Here is a 17202-nt window from a genome sequence, read left to right on the forward strand (position 1 = left end):
CGCAGGAGCCACCCTCTACGCGAATGCTCTGGAGCACACGCTTCAGGGGGTGTGACCGGCAACTGATCCAGGGGTCTGAGTACGTTGACTCAGGCCCCTGGGATCAGCGCCTGGGAGGGTACCGGCATGAACACCGCTCACACAGAACCACGGCCGGTGAAGCTGCAAGCAGCGGGTGCCGCCGTCACCGGTGCCGGGCTGGCCTATGGCGCCTGCTACGTATTCGCCTCAACGGAACAACAACACGAGCAAACCTGCGCGGCAACTGACGGCTTGTGCTGGACGTGGTGGGACTGGGCCGAGATCCCCGTCACCTTTGGGACGGCCCTGGCTGTCCTGATCATCGCCTACAAGGCACTGGACATCCGACCAAGGATCGCAGTCATACCGCCGACCCTTCTACTTGCGCCCATCCCAGTCGTCGCCGCGCAGTCGACCGGCGGTTGGTGGACTGCTGCCGTCGTGGGCGCAGCATGGTCCTGCTCCCTCGCACTGGCCGCAGTGAGTCGCCACCGGATGGTGTGCCTCTCCATAGCAGCCACGCTCCTCCTGGCCGCCCTCATCGTTCTGTACGGCTAATTCTCGGGTTTTCAGCACCCCCGCACGACCCTGAGGCGAAGCCCGGAGCGTTGCCATCGCCGACGGGCGGGCGAACTGTCTGTTGCTGGAGAACGCCGGAGAAAACATCATGAGTATGTCGACATCAACCCCGTTGTGCGAAGCGGCATTTTATGGCCTCTTCCAGCGGCCGATACGGTCGGATTCATGGAGTGGAATTTTCAGACGGCCGAAGAAATCGCGGCTGCATTGCGTGCCGGTGAAGTGACCTCGACGGAACTGACTGATGAGGCGATCGCCTGTATTGAGCGGGACGACAAGGCGATCAACGCGATCTGTGTGCCGGACTTCGACCGTGCACGGGCCGCCGCGCGCGGTGCCGACCAGGCGCGTGCCCGCGGTGAGGACCGGCCACTGCTCGGCATTCCGGTGACGGTCAAAGAGTGCTACGACATCGCCGGGCTGCCCACGACCTGGGGCATGCCGCCACACCGGAACTACATGCCGGCCGAGGATGCGGTGCAGGTGTCGCGGCTCAAGGCCGCAGGCGCGGTGGTGCTCGGTAAGACCAATGTGCCGTTGGGACTGCAGGACATACAGAGCTTCAACGAGATCTACGGCACCACCAACAACCCGTGGGATCACGCTCGCACCTCGGGCGGATCCTCCGGTGGATCGGCGGCGGCCCTGGCGTCCGGGTTCGGCGCGCTGTCCATCGGCTCCGACCTCGGTGGTTCACTGCGCACCCCCGCACATTTCTGCGGTGTCTACGCACACAAGCCGACGCTCGGGCTGGCAGCGATCCGCGGTATGGTCCCGCCGCCCGGGCCGGCACTGCCTGCCGAGGGTGACCTTGCCGTCGTCGGTCCGATGGCGCGAACTGCCCGTGACCTCGCACTCCTGCTGGACGTCATGGCCGGCCCGGACCCGCTGACCCTCGGTATGGCGTACGACTTGAGGCTGCCGCCCGCGCGCCACGAGCGGCTCGGCGACTTCCGGGTCCTGATCCTCGACGAGCATCCGCTCATCGCGACCGGGTCCGCTGTGCGGGCGGGCGTGAACCGGGTCGCCGACGCGCTTGTCGACAGCGGTGCCCGCGTCGAGCGGCACAGTGCACTGCTGCCCGATCTGACCGAATCCGCCATCCTCTACACGCACTTGCTGTTCTCGAGCTCCGTCGCACGCTTCCCCGTCGAGTCGTACGAGCAGCTGCAGACCCTCGCCGCCGGACTGAGTGCAGACGACCAGAGTCTCGACGCGGCGCGGCTGCGCGGCATGCTGTTCAGGCACTGCGACTGGATGGAGGCGAACAGCCGTCGCGAGTTCCACCGCCACGGCTGGCGGCAGTTCTTCGCCGAGTTCGACGCCGTGGTGTGTCCCATCACCCCCACCCCCGCGTTCCCGCACGACCACGACCCCGACCTGATGAATCGCCGGATCGACATCGACGGCGTCGAGTACCCGTACTTCGACCAGCTCGTCTGGGCCGGCCTGGCCACCATGCCCGGTCTCCCCGCCACCGCCATACCAGCGGGCCGGTCCCCCGAGGGCCTGCCGGTGGGAGTACAGCTCATCGGCCCGATGTTCGAGGACCGCACCCCGCTACGGCTGGCCGACCTGCTCGAGCAGAAAATCGGCGGCTTCCAGGCACCTGCGTAGGCCCTACTACCTGGGCGTCCGTCGAGGACCAGACGCGGATCACGACGAGATGCTCCGCACACGCACAGTCGCTGCCGGCTCCTGCATGTCACGTGGAGTTGAGACGACCCTGAAGCGGGGGCCGGGAAGCGCCGGTCGGACGCCGGTTCACAGGTCCGAGGGACTCTGGACCGGGAGACTCAGCGCGTGTGCGCACTCGATGAGCCGTTTGTCGTACGCCACGAACGCGCTGACAGCGCTGCCCAGACTGAGTGCCGCGGCGCAGTGCAGTGCGTCGAGTGAACGGAGACGTCCGGTGTGCGGCGGGCGGCCGGCCCTGTCGAACACTGCGGGGCGCAGACGTACGAGCGCACAGTCCTCCAGCCATTCGTCCGCCTCGCGGAGTGTTTCCTCCGCCGATCCGCAGGCTGTCAGGGCCCGTCGTAGTTCTGTGCGCGTCAGATCGCTGGTGAGAACCGTCAGGGAGCCCTGCTGGGTGAGCCATCGTTCGAGAGCGGCGCTTTCCGTCTCGGTTTTGAAGATCTTGATCGCTGCCGATGTGTCCAGGTAGATCACCGACATCAGCGATCCCCCTCCATGTCCCGGAGTTCCTGGAGCGACTGGCTGGCCACGTCGCCATCCGGTGAGGCCGGGGCTCGCCGGATCTTGGCGGTCTGCGCCGCCGTGCGGGCGCGGGTCAGGTCGGCGCGGTCGATGACACCGTCCTCCACGGCCTGGTTGATCGCCTCTTCAACGGGATCCGGGGGCAGTATCCGGGCAACCGTACGGCCGTGGCGAGTCACGGTGATGGTCACGCCATGCTCCAGCCGCTTGAGTACGGCGGCGGCGTTGCGCTGAAGGTCACGGACCGTGATGGTCGTATCCCGCTCGTCTTCGGTCATGTCGAACAGAATACAGCGACGTGCGACATGCAGGCCTTATGTGCGCCAAGTGAAATCCATGTGCGTCATTCGATATTTGCCTCTGGCTCTCGACGGGGCGGCAGTGCATGCCGTGTCGGCGAATCTGCGTAAATCGCCTTACTTCGCCTGGCCGGTGGGAACCCCTTGACGGAACCCGCCCTGGTGTCACCCAGGTCTCCTGGATAACTTGGTTCGCTTGAGTTACCACTACCTCGCCAGGAGTCCCAAGTGAACGGCCCCGCCCGGCTCGTGACAGTCGCGCTCTCCGCAGCTGATCCTTTCCGAGAAGGGCATCACCAGGGTGAAGCTTCCCGGGGGAGGATTCGATCCGGAGGTCCTCACGCGGTACATAAAAGGTGCCGCGCTGGGCAACGCGTTCGTGCATGGCGTGGTGAAGCTGCGGCATTACGTTTCCGCCGACGACACACCGCATCAGGTGAGCCCGCCACCCGGTGATGTCAGGCCTACTCCCGTGCCGGACAGGACTCCCAGTCCTTCCGGCGGTTCGAAGTTCCCGTCGCCGACGCCGCAGCCCAGCCCGTCGTCGACGTCGTTCCACGCAGCTTTGGCGCCCGCCGGATAAGGAGACTCAGTTCATGGGTGATTACCAAGCCCTCGAGTTCGGAAAGTTCGTCGATGACCAAGGAACAGTCCACGAAATGGTCTCCTCGTCGGTGATCGCAGCTGTTCCTGCGGCTAAAGCAGCGGCCGAACGTTTTGGTGGCGAGGTCCGCTTCGACTTCCTGGACGACCGGGCCGTGCACTGGATGTTGTTCCAACGGCGAGAAGAGACCGAGAAGGCCAGCCTCCAGGGCTGTCTGCTTGTCATTCCGATCTTCATTTTCGGCTTCGGTGCCTGGCCGTTCTGGGATCTGGTCGCGTCCCAGAAGTCCCAGCGGTTCCAGATCGCCTTCATCGTCGTGGACGCGATCTTGCTGCTTACCATTTCGGCGCTGCTCTTCCTCCGGAGGTTGCGCGATCTACGCGACAAGACCCTGCGGAACACGCGTTGTCGAGCCCGCCTCTATCGCAAGATCACCGGTATTGCTCGCCGGGGTGGTGCTGACATCCCACGCCTCTACCCCTACTACGGGATGTACGCCACGTCCCAGAAGTTCTTTCCTGAGGCTCCGGACCGCCCCGTTCCAGAGAGGGACCAGGCTAGGTGACGACCGAACTCGAGCCGTCCGCGTTCATACCGACTCAGCCCGCACCAACTGTCCTGCGCGTCGATGACATTCATGTCCGTTGGGTGATGCCGGAGATCTTCCATGATCTCCCCATCCACGAAACGGACGACGACGAGGCAGTACGGCTGCTGGGGGAACTCGCGGACAAGGCACTCCCTGGCGCGCCGGAGGAGGACAGGACGAGGTTCGCAGTCATGTGCGCCCTCGGTATCGACGACCTGCTGGCGGTCGGAGCCGACTACGCCGGGATCTGCCTGACCGCCGTCGACGGTCTTCCTTGCTCCGCCACACTTCACGCGTCTCGCAGGGTTCGTCGCCGCAGGGTCGTCCGCGTGCTGCGTCCCGCGCCCCACCGCGTCGACCGCGGTCGACGGAAGCCCGTGAGCAAGGCGGGCGCCGCGGCTTTCGGCGATGAGCAGCGCGTCATGCAGGGCGAGAGTCAACTGGGATGCCAACAGCCCTAGTTGATCCGTCTGGGCGTTCGTGTCGAGTACGTCGGTCAGCTGCCGGGCGCGGTCGAGCAACTTGCCCGCGAGTCCGAGCTGTACGGCCTCGATGTGGTCCGCGTGCCGTGACAGCACTCCGGTCCCGGTGCCGTCGCCGAGCAGATAGCAGCGCTTGCCGTCGGTGCCGGTCCAGGGCAGCAGGCGTACGTGCCGGTGGTTGTCGTCATCCCTGGCGCCTTCCATCAGGCCGCCTCCAACCAACCGCGGATGTCACGGGTGTCGAGGTCGATGCCGTAGGTGGCGTACCAGAGGGTGTCGCGGCGCAGCTGCTGGAGCCGGGCCTTCTCGTCGCGCTCGTACGCGCGGAGGTAGGGGCGGAACGCCTGCCTCGCCCAGGCCCACGGCGGCGAACTCGGACACCTCGAATTCCTGCAGACGCTCTGCCAGGACGAGATCGCCCGCCGCGACACCGTCGCCTTCCAGCGCCGCCTGGACCGGGCGAAGTTCGAGTGGCAGGTCGCCCTGGAGGAGTTCGACTTCGCCGCCTCCCTGAAGCTGCCCGCCGCCCCAGATCCGCGACCTCGCCGCCCTACCTGGATTGCGGAGCGGCGGTGCAGACAGGAGCGAAGGGCGCATTGGCAAACGGTGTAGCCGCAGCAGCTTGCCTGCGGTGATCGACAGGAATGCCGTTGGTCACTTGATGCGCACGACAGAGGGCATCGCGTAAAGGGCAATGCGGGCTAATCGGGTTGAGCCCGGCGTTGAATGGCTCGAACCAGACGGATACCCGCCTGGTGTCCTCAGGCGCCATTTGGATAGCGTTAGTTCGCTTGAGTTACCCCCCACCTCGCCAGGAGTCCAGAGTGAACCGCCCCGCCCGGCTCGTGACAGCCGCGCTCGCCGCATCTGCGGCCTTGCTGCTGACCTCCTGTGGCTCGGCAGGAGGTGACGGCTCGAGCTCCGACAAGATCGCCGGTGCTGGCACGGGCGAGACCAAGTCGGCATCGCCGTCGGTGTCCGCTCCGGCGGACGGGATCGACCGGCCGGAGATCAAGCTTCCTGATGACATGAAGAACGTCTTTGAGGGGCAAAGCGCCGGTGACGCGGTGAAGGACGTGATCTTGGCGGACAACGCGCGGAGCGTCAGTTCGGTGGACCAGGCGATGGCATCCGGTGATCTGAAGAGCTCCGGGATGGCCTTCTACTACACGGACACTGCGCTGACGGGGGTCTACGAGTACGCCAAGAACGCCATTGCCGAGAACATCAGCTGGACCGGCACCGTGCGCTACTTCGATCGGGAAGTGACGGTGTTCAGCACGGCGTCGGCAGCGGTGACGTACTGCGTGGACGAGAGCCAGTCGAACTTGAAGAACAGCAAGACGAACGAGGTCCAGAAGACGGACACCTCGGCCGACAGCTACGTCTACTACAACACCGCGGTCAAGAAGAACAAGGACGGCGTCTGGCAGATCTGGAGCCTCACCGAGGACCGGGGGTCGCAGAAGTGCCAGCCATGACGCGGTACAGGACAGCCGCGATGCTCACAGCCTTGCTCTGTCTCCTCGGTACGCACGCCGCGGTGGCAGGCGGGCGAGGTGGCGCCGGCTCCCGCGAGGTCAAGACAGGCGGTGACTCCTCGGGTCCGGCCCTGGAGTCCCGGGTCAGCTTCAAAGTCGAGGGCAGCGCCCAGTCCGAAGGCTCCGGCCCTCTCACCTCCACCTCCGTGGACTGGGAGCCCCCGGCGTGCTGGTACGAGCCGTACTGGAAAGCCAAGGACTTCAAGACCTTCATGGAAGCCCAGTGGTCGATCCACGAGTCCGTCGGCGGTGCGGCCGAGGACATCGCGGACGACAAGGCGCGCTACAAGGACTTCAACGCTGACAAGAACGACGAGGGCATGTGGTGGGTGGCCGTCAAGAACCCGGACATGAAGGATGACCCGGCAGCCGGAACTTGTACGCGTGATCCCTTCTGGGTGGTCAACGGCGAGAACCCGGACGTCCCGCAGGCCATCGACACCGAGACCCTCGCCGGTCTCGCCTACCAGCGGACCGAGGTGCCGGACACCGAGATCTCCATGGCCCCGGCCGGCAAGTCGACGGTAAATCTGCCTACCTGGGCCTGGCTGGACAAGGCCACGTTCAAGACCGTCTCCGTCACGGCGAGCCTGGCCGGCACCGGCCTGTGGGCGACCACGACCGCGAAGCCGGTGAGCCTGCACATCGATCCCGGTTCGGATGACGCCCTGACCTCGCCTTCGTCCGGTGAGTGCACCATCAAGGACGACGGGTCGATCGGTGAGCCGTACGCCACTGGCAAGGCGGACGAGACGCCGCCGTGTGGCGTGACGTATCTCAGGTCCTCGGGAGACGACTCGTACGCGCTCAAGGCGACTCTCACCTGGGAGATCTCCTGGACGGGCGCGGGCGGCACGGCCGGCGACCTTCCGAACGGAACCTTCGCCACCACCACCGACGTGCAGGTCCAGGAGATCCAGGCTGTCAACCGCTGACGGGCGGACCATGAGGGGCGAGGACTGAGCATGTCGAAGGGATCCGATCTTCAGGTCGACTACGACCTGCTGGCGACGAGCGCCAGGCAACTCCGGCAGATCCGCGACGAGTTCAACGGTCTGGAGGAGTGGAAGAAGGACGTCAAGGCGCTCGTCGGTGACTCCCGTGTCCAGAAGGCCATGGGCGACTTCGTGGACAACTGGGACAAGAACCGCAAGCGGTTGGTCAAGGAGATCGAAGAGGTCGGGGCGATGGTCAAGACGACCAGTGACGCTTTCAAGGGCCTCGACGACGACCTGGCCAATGTCAACAAGGGGAAGAAGTAGCGCCTCGGGCGTGGACGGACCGATGACTCTTCGCAGGGGGAACATCCATGGCGCGGCCCGCTGACTGGGCACCACTCGCCGAGGCGGATCCCGTTCCGGGCGACCCGGAGGGGATCCGCGACGAGGTCGAGCACATGAAGAAGATGGCGGAGAAGCTCCGCACGCAGGCCGCGGCGATGAAGGCGATCGGAGACAGTGACGGCCTGAAGGGCAAGTACGCCGACACCCTGAGTGAGAAGGCGGGCGGGCTGTCCAAGAGGCTGGACCTGGCCGAGGACCGCTATCGGGAGGTGAAGGGGCACCTCAAGGGCTGGGCGGACGACATGGAGACCGCGCAGAAGAAGGCCGACCGTGCGTTGGAGGACGCGAAGGACGCCCAGCGGGTCCTGGACAGCCACAAGCCGGAGAACCAGGGGAAGACGGGTTCCGCGGAAGACGGTTCGGACCCCGCAGACGACCCAGCCGTCAAGCGGGCCAAGGAGGACCTGGAGACCGCCCGCGGCAAGCTGAACACCGCGGTCTCCTTCTACGACGAGCGTGCAGACCACTACGCCGGCAAGATCCGGTCGTCGATCGACGACGACATGGAGGACAGCTGGTGGAACGACTTGAAGGCGTGGGTGGGCGACGCGGACTGGCTGGGGACGCTCGCCGAGGTGCTGAGCAACATCACCACCCTGCTCACCTTCGCCGCGATCTTCTTCCCCGCCCTTGGCGTGCTGGCGGGAATCCTCACCGGAATCGTCTTCGGCATCCACCTCCTCATGGCCCTGACCGGCAACGGCTCCTGGTTCGATGTGATCACCGACATCGCAGCGTTCAAGATGGCCAAGAACGGCGTCAAGGCGGCCAAGGCGGTCAAGGCGCTGCAGAAGGAAGGGCGAGGCATCGCGAAGGACGTCGCGGAGCAGCAGGCCAAGCGAGCGGCCAGAATGAACCGTGCCGTCGGCGGACGGGGTGGTAGTGGACGGCTCGGCCAACTCCGCAGAACCGCGGACAACCAGCGGGGGCGGGCGGCGGGCGTGAAGACCCGGGACGAGGCCATGCCGGAGGTGACGCGGAAAGAGACCTACAAGGCCCTCGGAGACAAGCGCATGGCGGAGCAGGTGAAGGACGTCGAGCGCATCAGCGGCAGGTATCCGGACAATCAGCGACTGAGCGAGGTCGCCTCGGAAGCAGCCCGCCAGAAGGGCGTATCCCAAGCTTATTGGGGGACGAGTACGGCACTCGACCTCGGTGGACGGGCCGGAGACGCATGGTCTCCTACCTATGTGAATGCAAAGGCAGACATGACAGCGCCAGCAGCAGGGCTCGGGTCGCAATGGTGAGGCCCAAACCGGAGAAGCGGAGAACCGGCCTCACGGAGAGCGCTCGTACCCGACAGGCGCGCCAGGCCCAAGAGCGCGTCCGAGTAGAAGCGGATCAGGACCTTCATGGGTCTGCGCGGACTCCCCGTGGAGCGGAAGACCATCCCGGGACCAACACCGCCGACTCCGGAACACGTGCGTCCGACCCAGGAGACGAGAGGTTCCTCAGGCGGGCAGCCCAAGTGCGTTACGTGCTGCTCGCCCTCGCCCTCGTCATGCTGCTGTGGTTCATCGTCGCGATGCAGAGCCACAAGACATGGGGACTGGAACTGCCCATGCCCACGTGGGCGCTGGACATTGCCGCGCTCAGTCCTCTGCTGGTGCTGATGCGGTTCTGGAACCCGGAGACCAGGAGGAAGAGCGACACCCTGGAATTCGACCTGCGGGTCATCAGCGGTCTCTACTTCCTCATGGCCCTCCTGGGAGCCGCACTCGGCGGATACTGGCAGCTGTGGCCCGGGGTAGTGATCAGCGCTGCGGTGCACGCGGGCATCTGGTACTCGAACACGCGGGCCCGCAGTCATGACTGATCCCGTGACCGAACCGGCCTCGCCGCCTACCGACTACGGGTTCCTCCTGCCCGAGGACTGGGTGCAGATCCCACTACGGCAAGGAGACGCGGAGGACGCCGTACGTTCCCTCGTCACGTCCGCCTTTGCACGCGTGCCGGCGGACGTGCCGCGCGACAAACTGACGCCTCTTCGGCTGGAGTTGGAGCGCAGACTCCGGGTAGCCGTTGCCGAGGCTCGCAGGGCTAGGGCGCTGGAGATGTATCTGCCGGTGAAGCCGGCGGGGGAGGTGAACCTCGGGGCATCGTTCACCGTCTCCAACGCGCGTCTTCCGGCGCGCTCCGAGCCTGACCCTGCCGCCTCGGGTGAGGTGTCCGACCCCGCGGAGATCGCCGTACAGCTGCTCTCCGTTGACGGTATGGCGAGTGCTTCGGAGATGGACCTGAGCAGCGGCGAGGTCGATGGAGCCCTTGCGGTTCGCCGGGAGCGCGTTGTGCCTGCGGCCCCGGAGCGTGGTGCGGAGCTTGGCAGCCGCAGGGTGGAGTACCTCGTGGCGGTACCCGGTGACCCCAGCCAGTGGCTCGTGGTCGCTTTCTCGACGATCGGCGCGGGGGACCCCCGAGACGATTTGGCTGATGCGATGGTCGAGTGGTTCGACGCCCTGATGACGACCTTCCGGTGGAGCTGGACATGACTGAGCCCCTGGTTGAACTGGAGCACGAGTTCAGCCTCGACATCGAGTACGACCCGAGCCGATGGCTGGAGCTTCCCCCTCGTTGGGACACCGAGGAGTGGCGGGACATCGACGTCTGGACGCGCTCGTGCGCCGAGCTGTTCTGGCGGTCGTACGGACAGGATCCAGGCGAGTCAGGCATCGCCTTCCTGGCGGGTGTGCTGCGGCGCCTCGCGGAAGCCTTTGCGCCGGAGCCCTTCGATACTCGGGTGCTGCTGCGTATGTGGGAACCGACGAGCATGCCCCTCCAGGTCTTCAGCATGGTCAAGCCCGCGCAGGGTGACCGAGAGGAGACGCTGCGCTTCCTCGTCGGAGCGGAGGACCCGGACGCTGTCGAGCCCCCGGTCGTCGAGTCATTCCACACGGAACGTCTCGGGGCGGGGCTGCGAACATTCCGCTATCTCCGGCAGGACGACACCCCCGAAGTGATCGCCTCACTCCGCTACGCCTGGCGCGACGAGGAGGTCGGCGCCGACGTGGTGCTGTGGACCGCCACCGAAGACACCGCACGGGTCATCCGGGCCGCCCAGGACATCGAAGAGCTGGCGCACAAGGTGAGCGTGGCGGTCTGGGATCTGGAACCGGAGGAGGGTGCCTCGCCGGACGCGCCGTCCTAGTTACCTCCGTTCTCCCGTTCTCCCGTTCTCCATGCCCCTTGCCAAGACATCGAGCCACGAACTGGGACTCCGTGCGCCATGCCGTTCATCCTTCCGCGAGCGTTGACCGGCGGCGCCTTTCATGGCGTGTGGTTCTCTGGCGGCCTGGTTGCCCACAACCGGGACGGGGATCGGACGTACGCGAACACCTGGAAACCCCGTCCCTCGCCGCTCCCGCCTAACCCTCCGCGTCTACAAGGTCGACGCCGACGGTGCCGTGACCGACGACCGCCGCCTGATCGAGATGCTCCTCAGCAGCCGCAACGAACCGACGCTGACACCTACGGTCTCGGCGTGATCAAGCCCTATCTGATCGAGCTGGAACCGGAAGTCAGACTCTGGCTCGAGACCCTGCTGCCTCGGCTCTACCGACAGGCCGAGGAGAAGGCCGAGCTCCTGGCGTCGTCTGCGACCACGCTCGGCGAGCCGCACTCCCGTAATCTGGGGGACGTCGTACGTGAGCTGCGGTTCGCCCTGGATGGCAATGCCATACGGGTGCCGTATTGGCTGGCGCCAGATCGGCGCATCGTCCTGCTGACAGTCTTCAGGAAGACGAAGATGCGGGAGGACGCAGAGGTCAAGCGAGCCAAACAGGCGAAGGCGCTGTGCGAGGCCGAGCACGGTCCCGCACACAAGGAGTTCACCCGCGATTTCCGGGAGGCGCTGTGAACCACACCCGCTGGAAGCTGGCGCGCGAGCGGGCCGCTGTCGATGGATACACCGAGCCCGCGGAGGTCGTCGCCGAGCGTGAGCAGATTCGGTTGGCGCACGACCTGGGGCAGCTGGTCTACGACCGCCGTACGGCTCTTGGGCTCTCGGAGCCTGTGCTGGCCGAGCGCCTCGGCATGACTGTCGACGAGGTGGAAACACTGGAGCTGGGAGGAATGCTGCCCGTCACCGCCGACCTCCTGGTCAGACTGGCGGCGGCGCTCCAGGTCACCGTGGACCTTCATGTGGTGTCCGACGGGCACAACACGGTGGCGTTCGGCGAACGCGCGGCTTAGCCGATGGGACGGGAACGGACTGGACCGAGGAACGAGATCGGGGGGACTCGGTGCTCCCAAGACAGTCCGTGCAGTCCCCGTCCGCCGAGGTGCCCACTCACCCGATATCACCCACCCGGCAGGCTGGGGGGAGCGGCCCCAGACCTCTCATAGCTCTCGTCCACGAGTTGATGAAAGCGCCGGGCGCGACGGGTTTCGGCGGCATCGCCGCGGGGGCCGCGGGACGCTGCCCAGAAGGTGCGGCCCGGTGTCGCCCTGAAGATGCTGTCGGCTGCCTGCCGCAGCTGGCCCTCGGTCAGGGCGCCCAGCTCGTACATCATCTCCCAGTGGGACAGCACCAGATTCAGGTACAGATGCTGGCGCCGGGCCACCTCCGAGGTGTTCGCGTCGAGCCTGCCCCAGCAGGCCATGAGGGATGGGTCGGTCATGGCCATCCGTATCAGCTCGGTGTGAGCGGTACGCATGCCCTGCTCGCGGTTGGCCTTGCTCTCCCGGGCCTGGAACACGAGCGACGCGCCGATACCGGCGAGGGCGAGGCCCGCGATCAGGGCGGAAACGGCACCGTACGCCTGCGCGATGTTGCCCACGCGCTGCCAGTCGCGGTCGGAGCCGGTGTCACTCGGGCCGAAGGCGCGCAGAGCGAGCGGGGACAGCAGGACGAGAGCCGTGGAGGCGACGAGGGCGAGGACGCTCAGGGCGATCCTGACCGGGGGAGAAGGCCTGCTGAACCGACGCCGGGCCGTGTGCCCGTCGCGCCCGGTCCCCGAGGAGTCACCGCTCATCGGCGGAACCCTCTTCCGTCGGACCTTCTGTCGCCGGACCCGCTTCCAGCGAACCCACTGTCGCCGGACCCGCTTCCGCCGAACCGGCTGTCACCCGGGCGGCCAGCAGCGGACCGGTCACGCGGTTGTGGAACGCGAGCAGCTCCTCACCCTCGGCAAGGAGCTGCTCGATGTCCCGGCGGCAGCCTCCGATCAGCTCCGGATCGGTGTGGCGCACCGCGCCGGCAAGGTCTCCGTCATGGGTGTACCGCAACTCGTAGAGAGCGATGGTCCCGAGGAGGACGAGTTCCGGCATATGCGCTGGGGGGGGGTGTTGCATGCCGTCCTGGACCGGTTCGGGGTCGGGCTCGGCGTCGCAGATCACGCGGATCTCCTCGCCGAGTTCGGCGCGCAGGCGCAGGATGCTCATTTCCCACAGCACGTAGTCGGAGGGCGGGAGTTGGACGATGCGAACGCGACGCAGACGGGAGCCCCGACTCCGGGCGCCCTCGTACTGGCGTGCCAGCGCCGGACGTTCGGCTTCGGCGAGCCGCAGCGCACGGCTCCATTCACCCTGGTGCGCGGCTTCCCACGGACCGTATCCGGGCTCCCGGAAGCTCTGCCCGGCCTCCAGTTTGTCGACGAGAGCGGAGCGCGGGTACTCCTCACGAAAACGCGTCAGGTAGTCCGCGCGGGACAGTGGGGTTCCGGCGTCGCGCAGCTCCGCGATGCGGGCGAGGGTGGACTTGCCGGAGCCCTGGCGACGGCGACGGCGACGGTGATGGGCAGGGTGGAGATCAGGTGTGTCAGGCATCCGGGATGTCCCGCTTCGCGGCGAGGAGGGTACTGCGCGGAACGATCACGATGCGTTCGTCCTGCGCCACGGACACCCCGGCCGGCAGCCTCTCGTCGTACGCGTCCGTCGCCTCGCGTCCTATGAACGCGAAGTCGCCGTTGTCGAGTTCCCATATGTCAGGGCAGCTCTCGGTGGCGCTGGTCAGCCCCAGCTCCTGCGGCGACCGCCCCAGCCGCCGGGCGAACCCGGCGTCGAAGTCGGCTTCCCACGGGCGTTGTGCTGTTCCCATCCGTCTCATCTCCATCTCCCCTGCGGGGTACGAGAGTTGATCTTGCGGGCTCGCGCGAGGCTAGCAATGGGAGGAGAGGGCGGCAATGGGGCCTCGCCGGTCCGACAGACCGCCCGCACTCCGTAGGGCGAGGGGGAGGACTGACTCTCCGACAACGGCGGTGCGGGTTAAAGCAGTTGTCCCCTGGGACCACCGCAGGTAAGAAGGCCCTATGACTGGACTCGGCGCGGTGTTCCGGCCTCAACTGCCCCCCGAGCGTCTGCGTGCCGTCGCGCGCGTGGCGGACGAGGCGGGCCTTGAGGAGCTCTGGTTCTGGGAGGACTGTTTCCTGGAGGGCGGGATCTCGGCCGCGACGGCCGCACTCGCCTGGACCGAACGGTTGCGGGTCGGCGTGGGCCTGCTCCCCGTTCCGTTGCGCAATGTCGCCGTCACCGCGATGGAGACCGCCACGCTGCACCGGCTGTTCCCGGGGCGCGCGATCCTGGGCGTCGGTCACGGCGTGCAGGACTGGATGGGACAGGTCGGGGCGCGGGCCGAGTCGCCCGTGACCCTGCTGCGCGAGTACCTCGACGCCTTGCGCGCGCTGCTGCGCGGGGAGCGGGTCAGCACGGACGGGCGGTACGTGAAGCTCGACGGTGTCGCCCTCGACTGGCCGCCGACCGAGGTGCCGGAGGTTCTCACCGGCGCCACCGGGCCCCGTACGCTCCGGCTTTCCGGCGCGGCGGCGGACGGCACCATCCTCACCGCGGCCACCGCACCCGAGGGCGTACGGCAAGCGCGTCGGCTCATCGACGAGGGACGGGCGCAAGCCGGGCGGACCGATGACCACCGGGTGGTCGTCTATCTGCACGCGGCCACCGGGCCCGATGCCGAGGCCCGTCTGCGCGCCGAGATCGAGGCCAACGGCGAGGCTCCGCTGCCCGAGCACGGAGTCGCCGGTGACGCGGGCGCGGTCGCCAAGGCCGTCCACCGCCTCGCGGACGCCGGAGCCGACACCGTGATCCTCCAGCCGACCGCCGACGAACCCGACCCCGAGGGTTTCGTACGGTTCGTGGCCGGCGAGGTGCGGCCGCTGGTCCCCTGAGCGGTGCCGAGGAGCTCGGCCGCTGGTCCCCTGAGCGGTGCCGAGGAGCTCGGCCGTTTCCGTCCTCTGAGGGGGCCGGAGCCGACCGTCCGGCTGATTGACCGAAAACATGCCGATGCAGACTGGTCTGCGTGAGATGTCCGTCCGAATGGCGGACTACGGCGGAGGCGTGGGGGCGCATGCCGGGCGTATCGCGGGCGTATGGCCGCCGCACGGGCGGGAGACGGGCGGCGTTTGGGGCCTGGCGCGCATATGTCCGGGGTGTGGCGCACGGCTCACGGGTTGTCCGCATCGTTATCGAGACAGGCTCGCCTCGACCGTTTGCCTCACGTAAGTTCAGACCAAGGTAATTCGCGTGAGCAAAGCTGCGCGTGTGGCACCGCGCAGTGGAGGGGGCTGCGCGGTGCCGTTTCCGCCCCTTGAGGTGGCCCGACCGACCTGATGCGATGTCACCGGCCCGCGGTGGCGCCGCTGCCCTCGGTTTACGGACCGCCGCCCGGCCTCGGCCCGAATCACCCGGCCTGGAGCGCGAGTCGCACCCCGCGCCGTACCCCCCACCGCTCCATCGCCCCCGCCTCCGCCTCCAAAACATGCCTGGCCCGCGGGCGCGGCAGCCCCACCCGGCCCGGACGCATCGTCCGTACCGCCAGAACCCGGAATTCGCGGTCCAGGTGAGCGACGTCGATCGCGAACCGCATCCCGAGCGTGTGCACCGAGTTCGCCGGACTCAGCAGCAGGGCCCCGTCGATCCCGTCCCGCCCGAGCAGCCCGCGCGCCCGGGCCCGCGCCGACTCGGCGAACTCCAGTGGCACCGGCTCTGACGTCTCGGGGGTGGTGAACGTGGCCATGGCTGCGAAGTTAGCGGGGGCGTCAAGCGGACGTTCCTGACGCGGGTCACTCTCTTGGAGTACGTCCGGTGGGCCGCCAGTGAAGAGCACAACGGTGTGCAAATCCCCCGGATCTTTCCGAATCCTCCGCGAGCGCAGGAGAATCCCTTTGAATCCGCTGTTATTCGGCCATGATCACACTCTGAATCCGGGCTTCCGCGCCCACCCCGGCGTCGTCGGGCAACTCCGGAGAGTAGTTGTGGCACGCCGATGCACGCAGCATCACTTACGAAGGGTTATGGTGGAAACCCCCCCTCGGGCCGGTCCGTCTCCCCCCCACGGACCGGCCCGTTTTTTGTCCCCGCACCCGGCCCGCCCGACGGGCGCCCCCGCGCGCCCCTCGGTTCCGCGAACCGAAGCTCCGGTGACTCAGCGCCGACCGGCCCAGATGTTCGTCCCCGGCGTCGACACCGCGAACGCGTCGATCTCCTTCAGCTCCTCGTCCGTCAGCCGCGGCGCGGACAGCGCCGCCAGGTTCTCCTCCAGCTGTCGCACACTGGACGCGCCGATGAGGGCGGAGGTCATCCGCTCGTCGCGCAGCACCCAGGTGAGCGCCAGCTGGGCGAGGGACTGGCCGCGGCGGGCCGCGATGTCGTTCAGCCCGTTCAACCGGCGTACGACATCCGCGTCGCCCGCCAGGCCCGGGTCGAGCGACTTGCCCTGAGTGGCGCGTGAGCCCTCCGGGATGCCCTTGAGGTACTTGCCCGTCAGCAGGCCCTGCGCGAGCGGTGCGAAGGAGATACAGCCCATGCCGGCCGCCTCCAGGGTGTCGAGCAGGCTGTCGTCCTCGGTCCAGCGGTTGATCATCGAGTACGAGGGCTGGTGGATGAGCGGACGCACCCCCAGCTCCATCAGGATGCGGACCGCCTCGGCCGTCTGCTCGGCGGTGTACGAGGACACCCCCACGTACAGCGCCTTGCCCTGCTGGACAGCGGACGCGAGCGCGCCCATCGTCTCCTCCAGCGGGGTGTCCGGATCGAAGCGGTGCGAGTAGAAGATGTCCACATACTCGACGCCCATCCGCTTCAGTGAGGCGTCCAGTGACGACAGCAGGTACTTGCGGGAACCCCACTCGCCGTACGGGCCGGGGTGCATGAGGTAGCCCGCCTTGGTCGACAGGACCAGCTCGTCCCGGTACGGCGCGAAGTCCTGCTTCAGCAACTTGCCGAAGTTGAGCTCGGCCGAGCCGGGCGGCGGCCCGTAGTTGTTCGCCAGGTCGAAGTGGGTGACACCCAGATCGAAGGCGCGGCGCAGGATCGCGCGCTGGGATTCCAGGCCCCGGTCGTCACCGAAGTTGTGCCACAGGCCGAGCGAGACGGCGGGCAGCAGCAGTCCGCTGCGCCCCGTACGCCGGTATTCCATCGAGTCGTACCGCTCCGCCGTGGCGCCGTATACAGAAATGTCGTTCATGAATACGAAGCTACGCCAGCTCACTGACAACTCTCAGGAGAGCCCTGCCTTCATCACAGGAGAGCCCTGTACCCCAAGGGAACACTGCGTTCCGACGGGGGTAGGGTGT

General features: G+C 67.2%; 23 protein-coding genes. 14 read left to right on the forward strand and 9 right to left on the reverse strand.

What is annotated here, in order from left to right; all coding sequences use genetic code 11:
• Positions 1–126 precede the first annotated feature (126 nt).
• Entirely contained in the window at positions 127–579 is a 453-nt protein-coding gene (locus tag ACFYPC_RS01475) for a hypothetical protein (RefSeq protein ID WP_388668884.1), read from the forward strand.
• A gap of 186 nt (positions 580–765) precedes the next feature.
• Positions 766–2217 carry an amidase gene (locus ACFYPC_RS01480; RefSeq protein ID WP_388668887.1) on the forward strand — a complete coding sequence of 484 codons (1452 nt, stop codon included), beginning with the start codon at positions 766–768 and terminating at the stop codon, positions 2215–2217.
• Between the two features lie 147 nt (positions 2218–2364).
• Here ACFYPC_RS01480 and ACFYPC_RS01485 read toward each other — a convergent pair whose 3' ends face one another.
• Positions 2365–2778, reverse strand: coding sequence for a type II toxin-antitoxin system VapC family toxin (locus tag ACFYPC_RS01485; RefSeq protein WP_388668890.1), 414 nt, complete (start codon positions 2776–2778; stop codon positions 2365–2367).
• Positions 2778–3098 carry a type II toxin-antitoxin system Phd/YefM family antitoxin gene (locus ACFYPC_RS01490; RefSeq protein ID WP_388668893.1) on the reverse strand — a complete coding sequence of 107 codons (321 nt, stop codon included), beginning with the start codon at positions 3096–3098 and terminating at the stop codon, positions 2778–2780. Before ACFYPC_RS01490 ends, ACFYPC_RS01485 begins: the two co-directional genes overlap by 1 nt.
• Positions 3099–3715: 617 nt before the next feature.
• Here ACFYPC_RS01490 and ACFYPC_RS01495 point away from each other — a divergent pair.
• Complete coding sequence (locus ACFYPC_RS01495; RefSeq protein ID WP_388668896.1) at positions 3716–4288, forward strand: hypothetical protein; 573 nt, start codon at positions 3716–3718, stop codon at positions 4286–4288.
• Here ACFYPC_RS01495 and ACFYPC_RS01500 read toward each other — a convergent pair.
• A complete protein-coding gene (locus ACFYPC_RS01500; protein WP_388668899.1) occupies positions 4207–4998 on the reverse strand; it encodes a hypothetical protein in 792 nt (263 codons plus the stop codon). The two genes, ACFYPC_RS01495 and ACFYPC_RS01500, sit on opposite strands and share 82 nt — an antisense overlap.
• The gene (locus ACFYPC_RS01505) at positions 4998–5225 is read right to left on the reverse strand and encodes a hypothetical protein (protein WP_388668902.1); all 228 of its coding nucleotides are present in this window, start codon (positions 5223–5225) and stop codon (positions 4998–5000) included. Before ACFYPC_RS01505 ends, ACFYPC_RS01500 begins: the two co-directional genes overlap by 1 nt.
• Between ACFYPC_RS01505 and ACFYPC_RS01510 the strand changes: the two genes are divergently transcribed.
• The 10 genes from ACFYPC_RS01510 to ACFYPC_RS01555 all read left to right on the forward strand — a co-directional run bounded on the left by ACFYPC_RS01510 (position 5185) and on the right by ACFYPC_RS01555 (position 11866).
• Entirely contained in the window at positions 5185–5406 is a 222-nt protein-coding gene (locus ACFYPC_RS01510; RefSeq protein WP_388670000.1) for a hypothetical protein, read from the forward strand. The genes ACFYPC_RS01505 and ACFYPC_RS01510 overlap by 41 nt on opposite strands.
• A 212-nt stretch (positions 5407–5618) precedes the next feature.
• Complete coding sequence (locus ACFYPC_RS01515; protein ID WP_388668905.1) at positions 5619–6275, forward strand: hypothetical protein; 657 nt, start codon at positions 5619–5621, stop codon at positions 6273–6275.
• Between the two features lie 20 nt (positions 6276–6295).
• The gene (locus tag ACFYPC_RS01520; protein WP_388668908.1) at positions 6296–7270 is read left to right on the forward strand and encodes a hypothetical protein; all 975 of its coding nucleotides are present in this window, start codon (positions 6296–6298) and stop codon (positions 7268–7270) included.
• A 30-nt stretch (positions 7271–7300) separates the two neighbouring features.
• The gene (locus ACFYPC_RS01525) at positions 7301–7597 is read left to right on the forward strand and encodes a hypothetical protein (protein WP_388668910.1); all 297 of its coding nucleotides are present in this window, start codon (positions 7301–7303) and stop codon (positions 7595–7597) included.
• A 47-nt stretch (positions 7598–7644) separates the two neighbouring features.
• Entirely contained in the window at positions 7645–8925 is a 1281-nt protein-coding gene (locus ACFYPC_RS01530; protein ID WP_388668913.1) for a putative T7SS-secreted protein, read from the forward strand.
• A gap of 221 nt (positions 8926–9146) precedes the next feature.
• Complete coding sequence (locus ACFYPC_RS01535) at positions 9147–9494, forward strand: hypothetical protein (RefSeq protein ID WP_388668916.1); 348 nt, start codon at positions 9147–9149, stop codon at positions 9492–9494.
• Positions 9487–10167, forward strand: coding sequence for a hypothetical protein (locus ACFYPC_RS01540; RefSeq protein WP_388668919.1), 681 nt, complete (start codon positions 9487–9489; stop codon positions 10165–10167). Before ACFYPC_RS01535 ends, ACFYPC_RS01540 begins: the two co-directional genes overlap by 8 nt.
• Positions 10164–10823 carry a hypothetical protein gene (locus ACFYPC_RS01545; RefSeq protein WP_388668922.1) on the forward strand — a complete coding sequence of 220 codons (660 nt, stop codon included), beginning with the start codon at positions 10164–10166 and terminating at the stop codon, positions 10821–10823. Before ACFYPC_RS01540 ends, ACFYPC_RS01545 begins: the two co-directional genes overlap by 4 nt.
• Positions 10824–11156: 333 nt before the next feature.
• Positions 11157–11531 carry a type II toxin-antitoxin system RelE/ParE family toxin gene (locus ACFYPC_RS01550; protein ID WP_388668925.1) on the forward strand — a complete coding sequence of 125 codons (375 nt, stop codon included), beginning with the start codon at positions 11157–11159 and terminating at the stop codon, positions 11529–11531.
• On the forward strand, positions 11528–11866 hold the full coding sequence (locus tag ACFYPC_RS01555) for a helix-turn-helix domain-containing protein (RefSeq protein WP_388668928.1): 339 nt from the start codon (positions 11528–11530) through the stop codon (positions 11864–11866). The genes ACFYPC_RS01550 and ACFYPC_RS01555 overlap by 4 nt, the downstream gene beginning before the upstream one ends.
• Before the next feature lie 107 nt (positions 11867–11973).
• Here ACFYPC_RS01555 and ACFYPC_RS01560 read toward each other — a convergent pair whose 3' ends face one another.
• The 3 genes from ACFYPC_RS01560 to ACFYPC_RS01570 are packed head-to-tail and all read right to left on the reverse strand — an operon-like array spanning position 11974 to position 13712.
• Positions 11974–12648, reverse strand: coding sequence for a DUF6082 family protein (locus ACFYPC_RS01560; protein ID WP_388668931.1), 675 nt, complete (start codon positions 12646–12648; stop codon positions 11974–11976).
• The gene (locus ACFYPC_RS01565; protein ID WP_388668934.1) at positions 12638–13441 is read right to left on the reverse strand and encodes a DUF6879 family protein; all 804 of its coding nucleotides are present in this window, start codon (positions 13439–13441) and stop codon (positions 12638–12640) included. The genes ACFYPC_RS01560 and ACFYPC_RS01565 overlap by 11 nt, the downstream gene beginning before the upstream one ends.
• Positions 13434–13712 (reverse strand): hypothetical protein, encoded by a 279-nt coding sequence (locus tag ACFYPC_RS01570; protein WP_388668937.1) that lies wholly within the window; start codon positions 13710–13712, stop codon positions 13434–13436. The genes ACFYPC_RS01565 and ACFYPC_RS01570 overlap by 8 nt, the downstream gene beginning before the upstream one ends.
• Positions 13713–13923: 211 nt before the next feature.
• Here ACFYPC_RS01570 and ACFYPC_RS01575 point away from each other — a divergent pair, with 211 nt between their 5' ends.
• Entirely contained in the window at positions 13924–14796 is an 873-nt protein-coding gene (locus tag ACFYPC_RS01575; RefSeq protein ID WP_388668939.1) for an LLM class flavin-dependent oxidoreductase, read from the forward strand.
• A gap of 512 nt (positions 14797–15308) precedes the next feature.
• On the opposite strand, the gene ACFYPC_RS01580 is transcribed toward ACFYPC_RS01575, so the two are convergent.
• Both ACFYPC_RS01580 and mgrA read right to left on the reverse strand, forming a co-directional pair.
• Positions 15309–15644 carry a DUF192 domain-containing protein gene (locus ACFYPC_RS01580; RefSeq protein ID WP_388668942.1) on the reverse strand — a complete coding sequence of 112 codons (336 nt, stop codon included), beginning with the start codon at positions 15642–15644 and terminating at the stop codon, positions 15309–15311.
• A gap of 408 nt (positions 15645–16052) precedes the next feature.
• Complete coding sequence (gene mgrA / locus ACFYPC_RS01585) at positions 16053–17093, reverse strand: L-glyceraldehyde 3-phosphate reductase (RefSeq protein ID WP_388668945.1); 1041 nt, start codon at positions 17091–17093, stop codon at positions 16053–16055.
• Between the last annotated feature and the right edge of the window lie 109 nt (positions 17094–17202).

Source organism: Streptomyces sp. NPDC005808 (assembly GCF_042871385.1).
Taxonomy (GTDB): domain Bacteria; phylum Actinomycetota; class Actinomycetes; order Streptomycetales; family Streptomycetaceae; genus Streptomyces.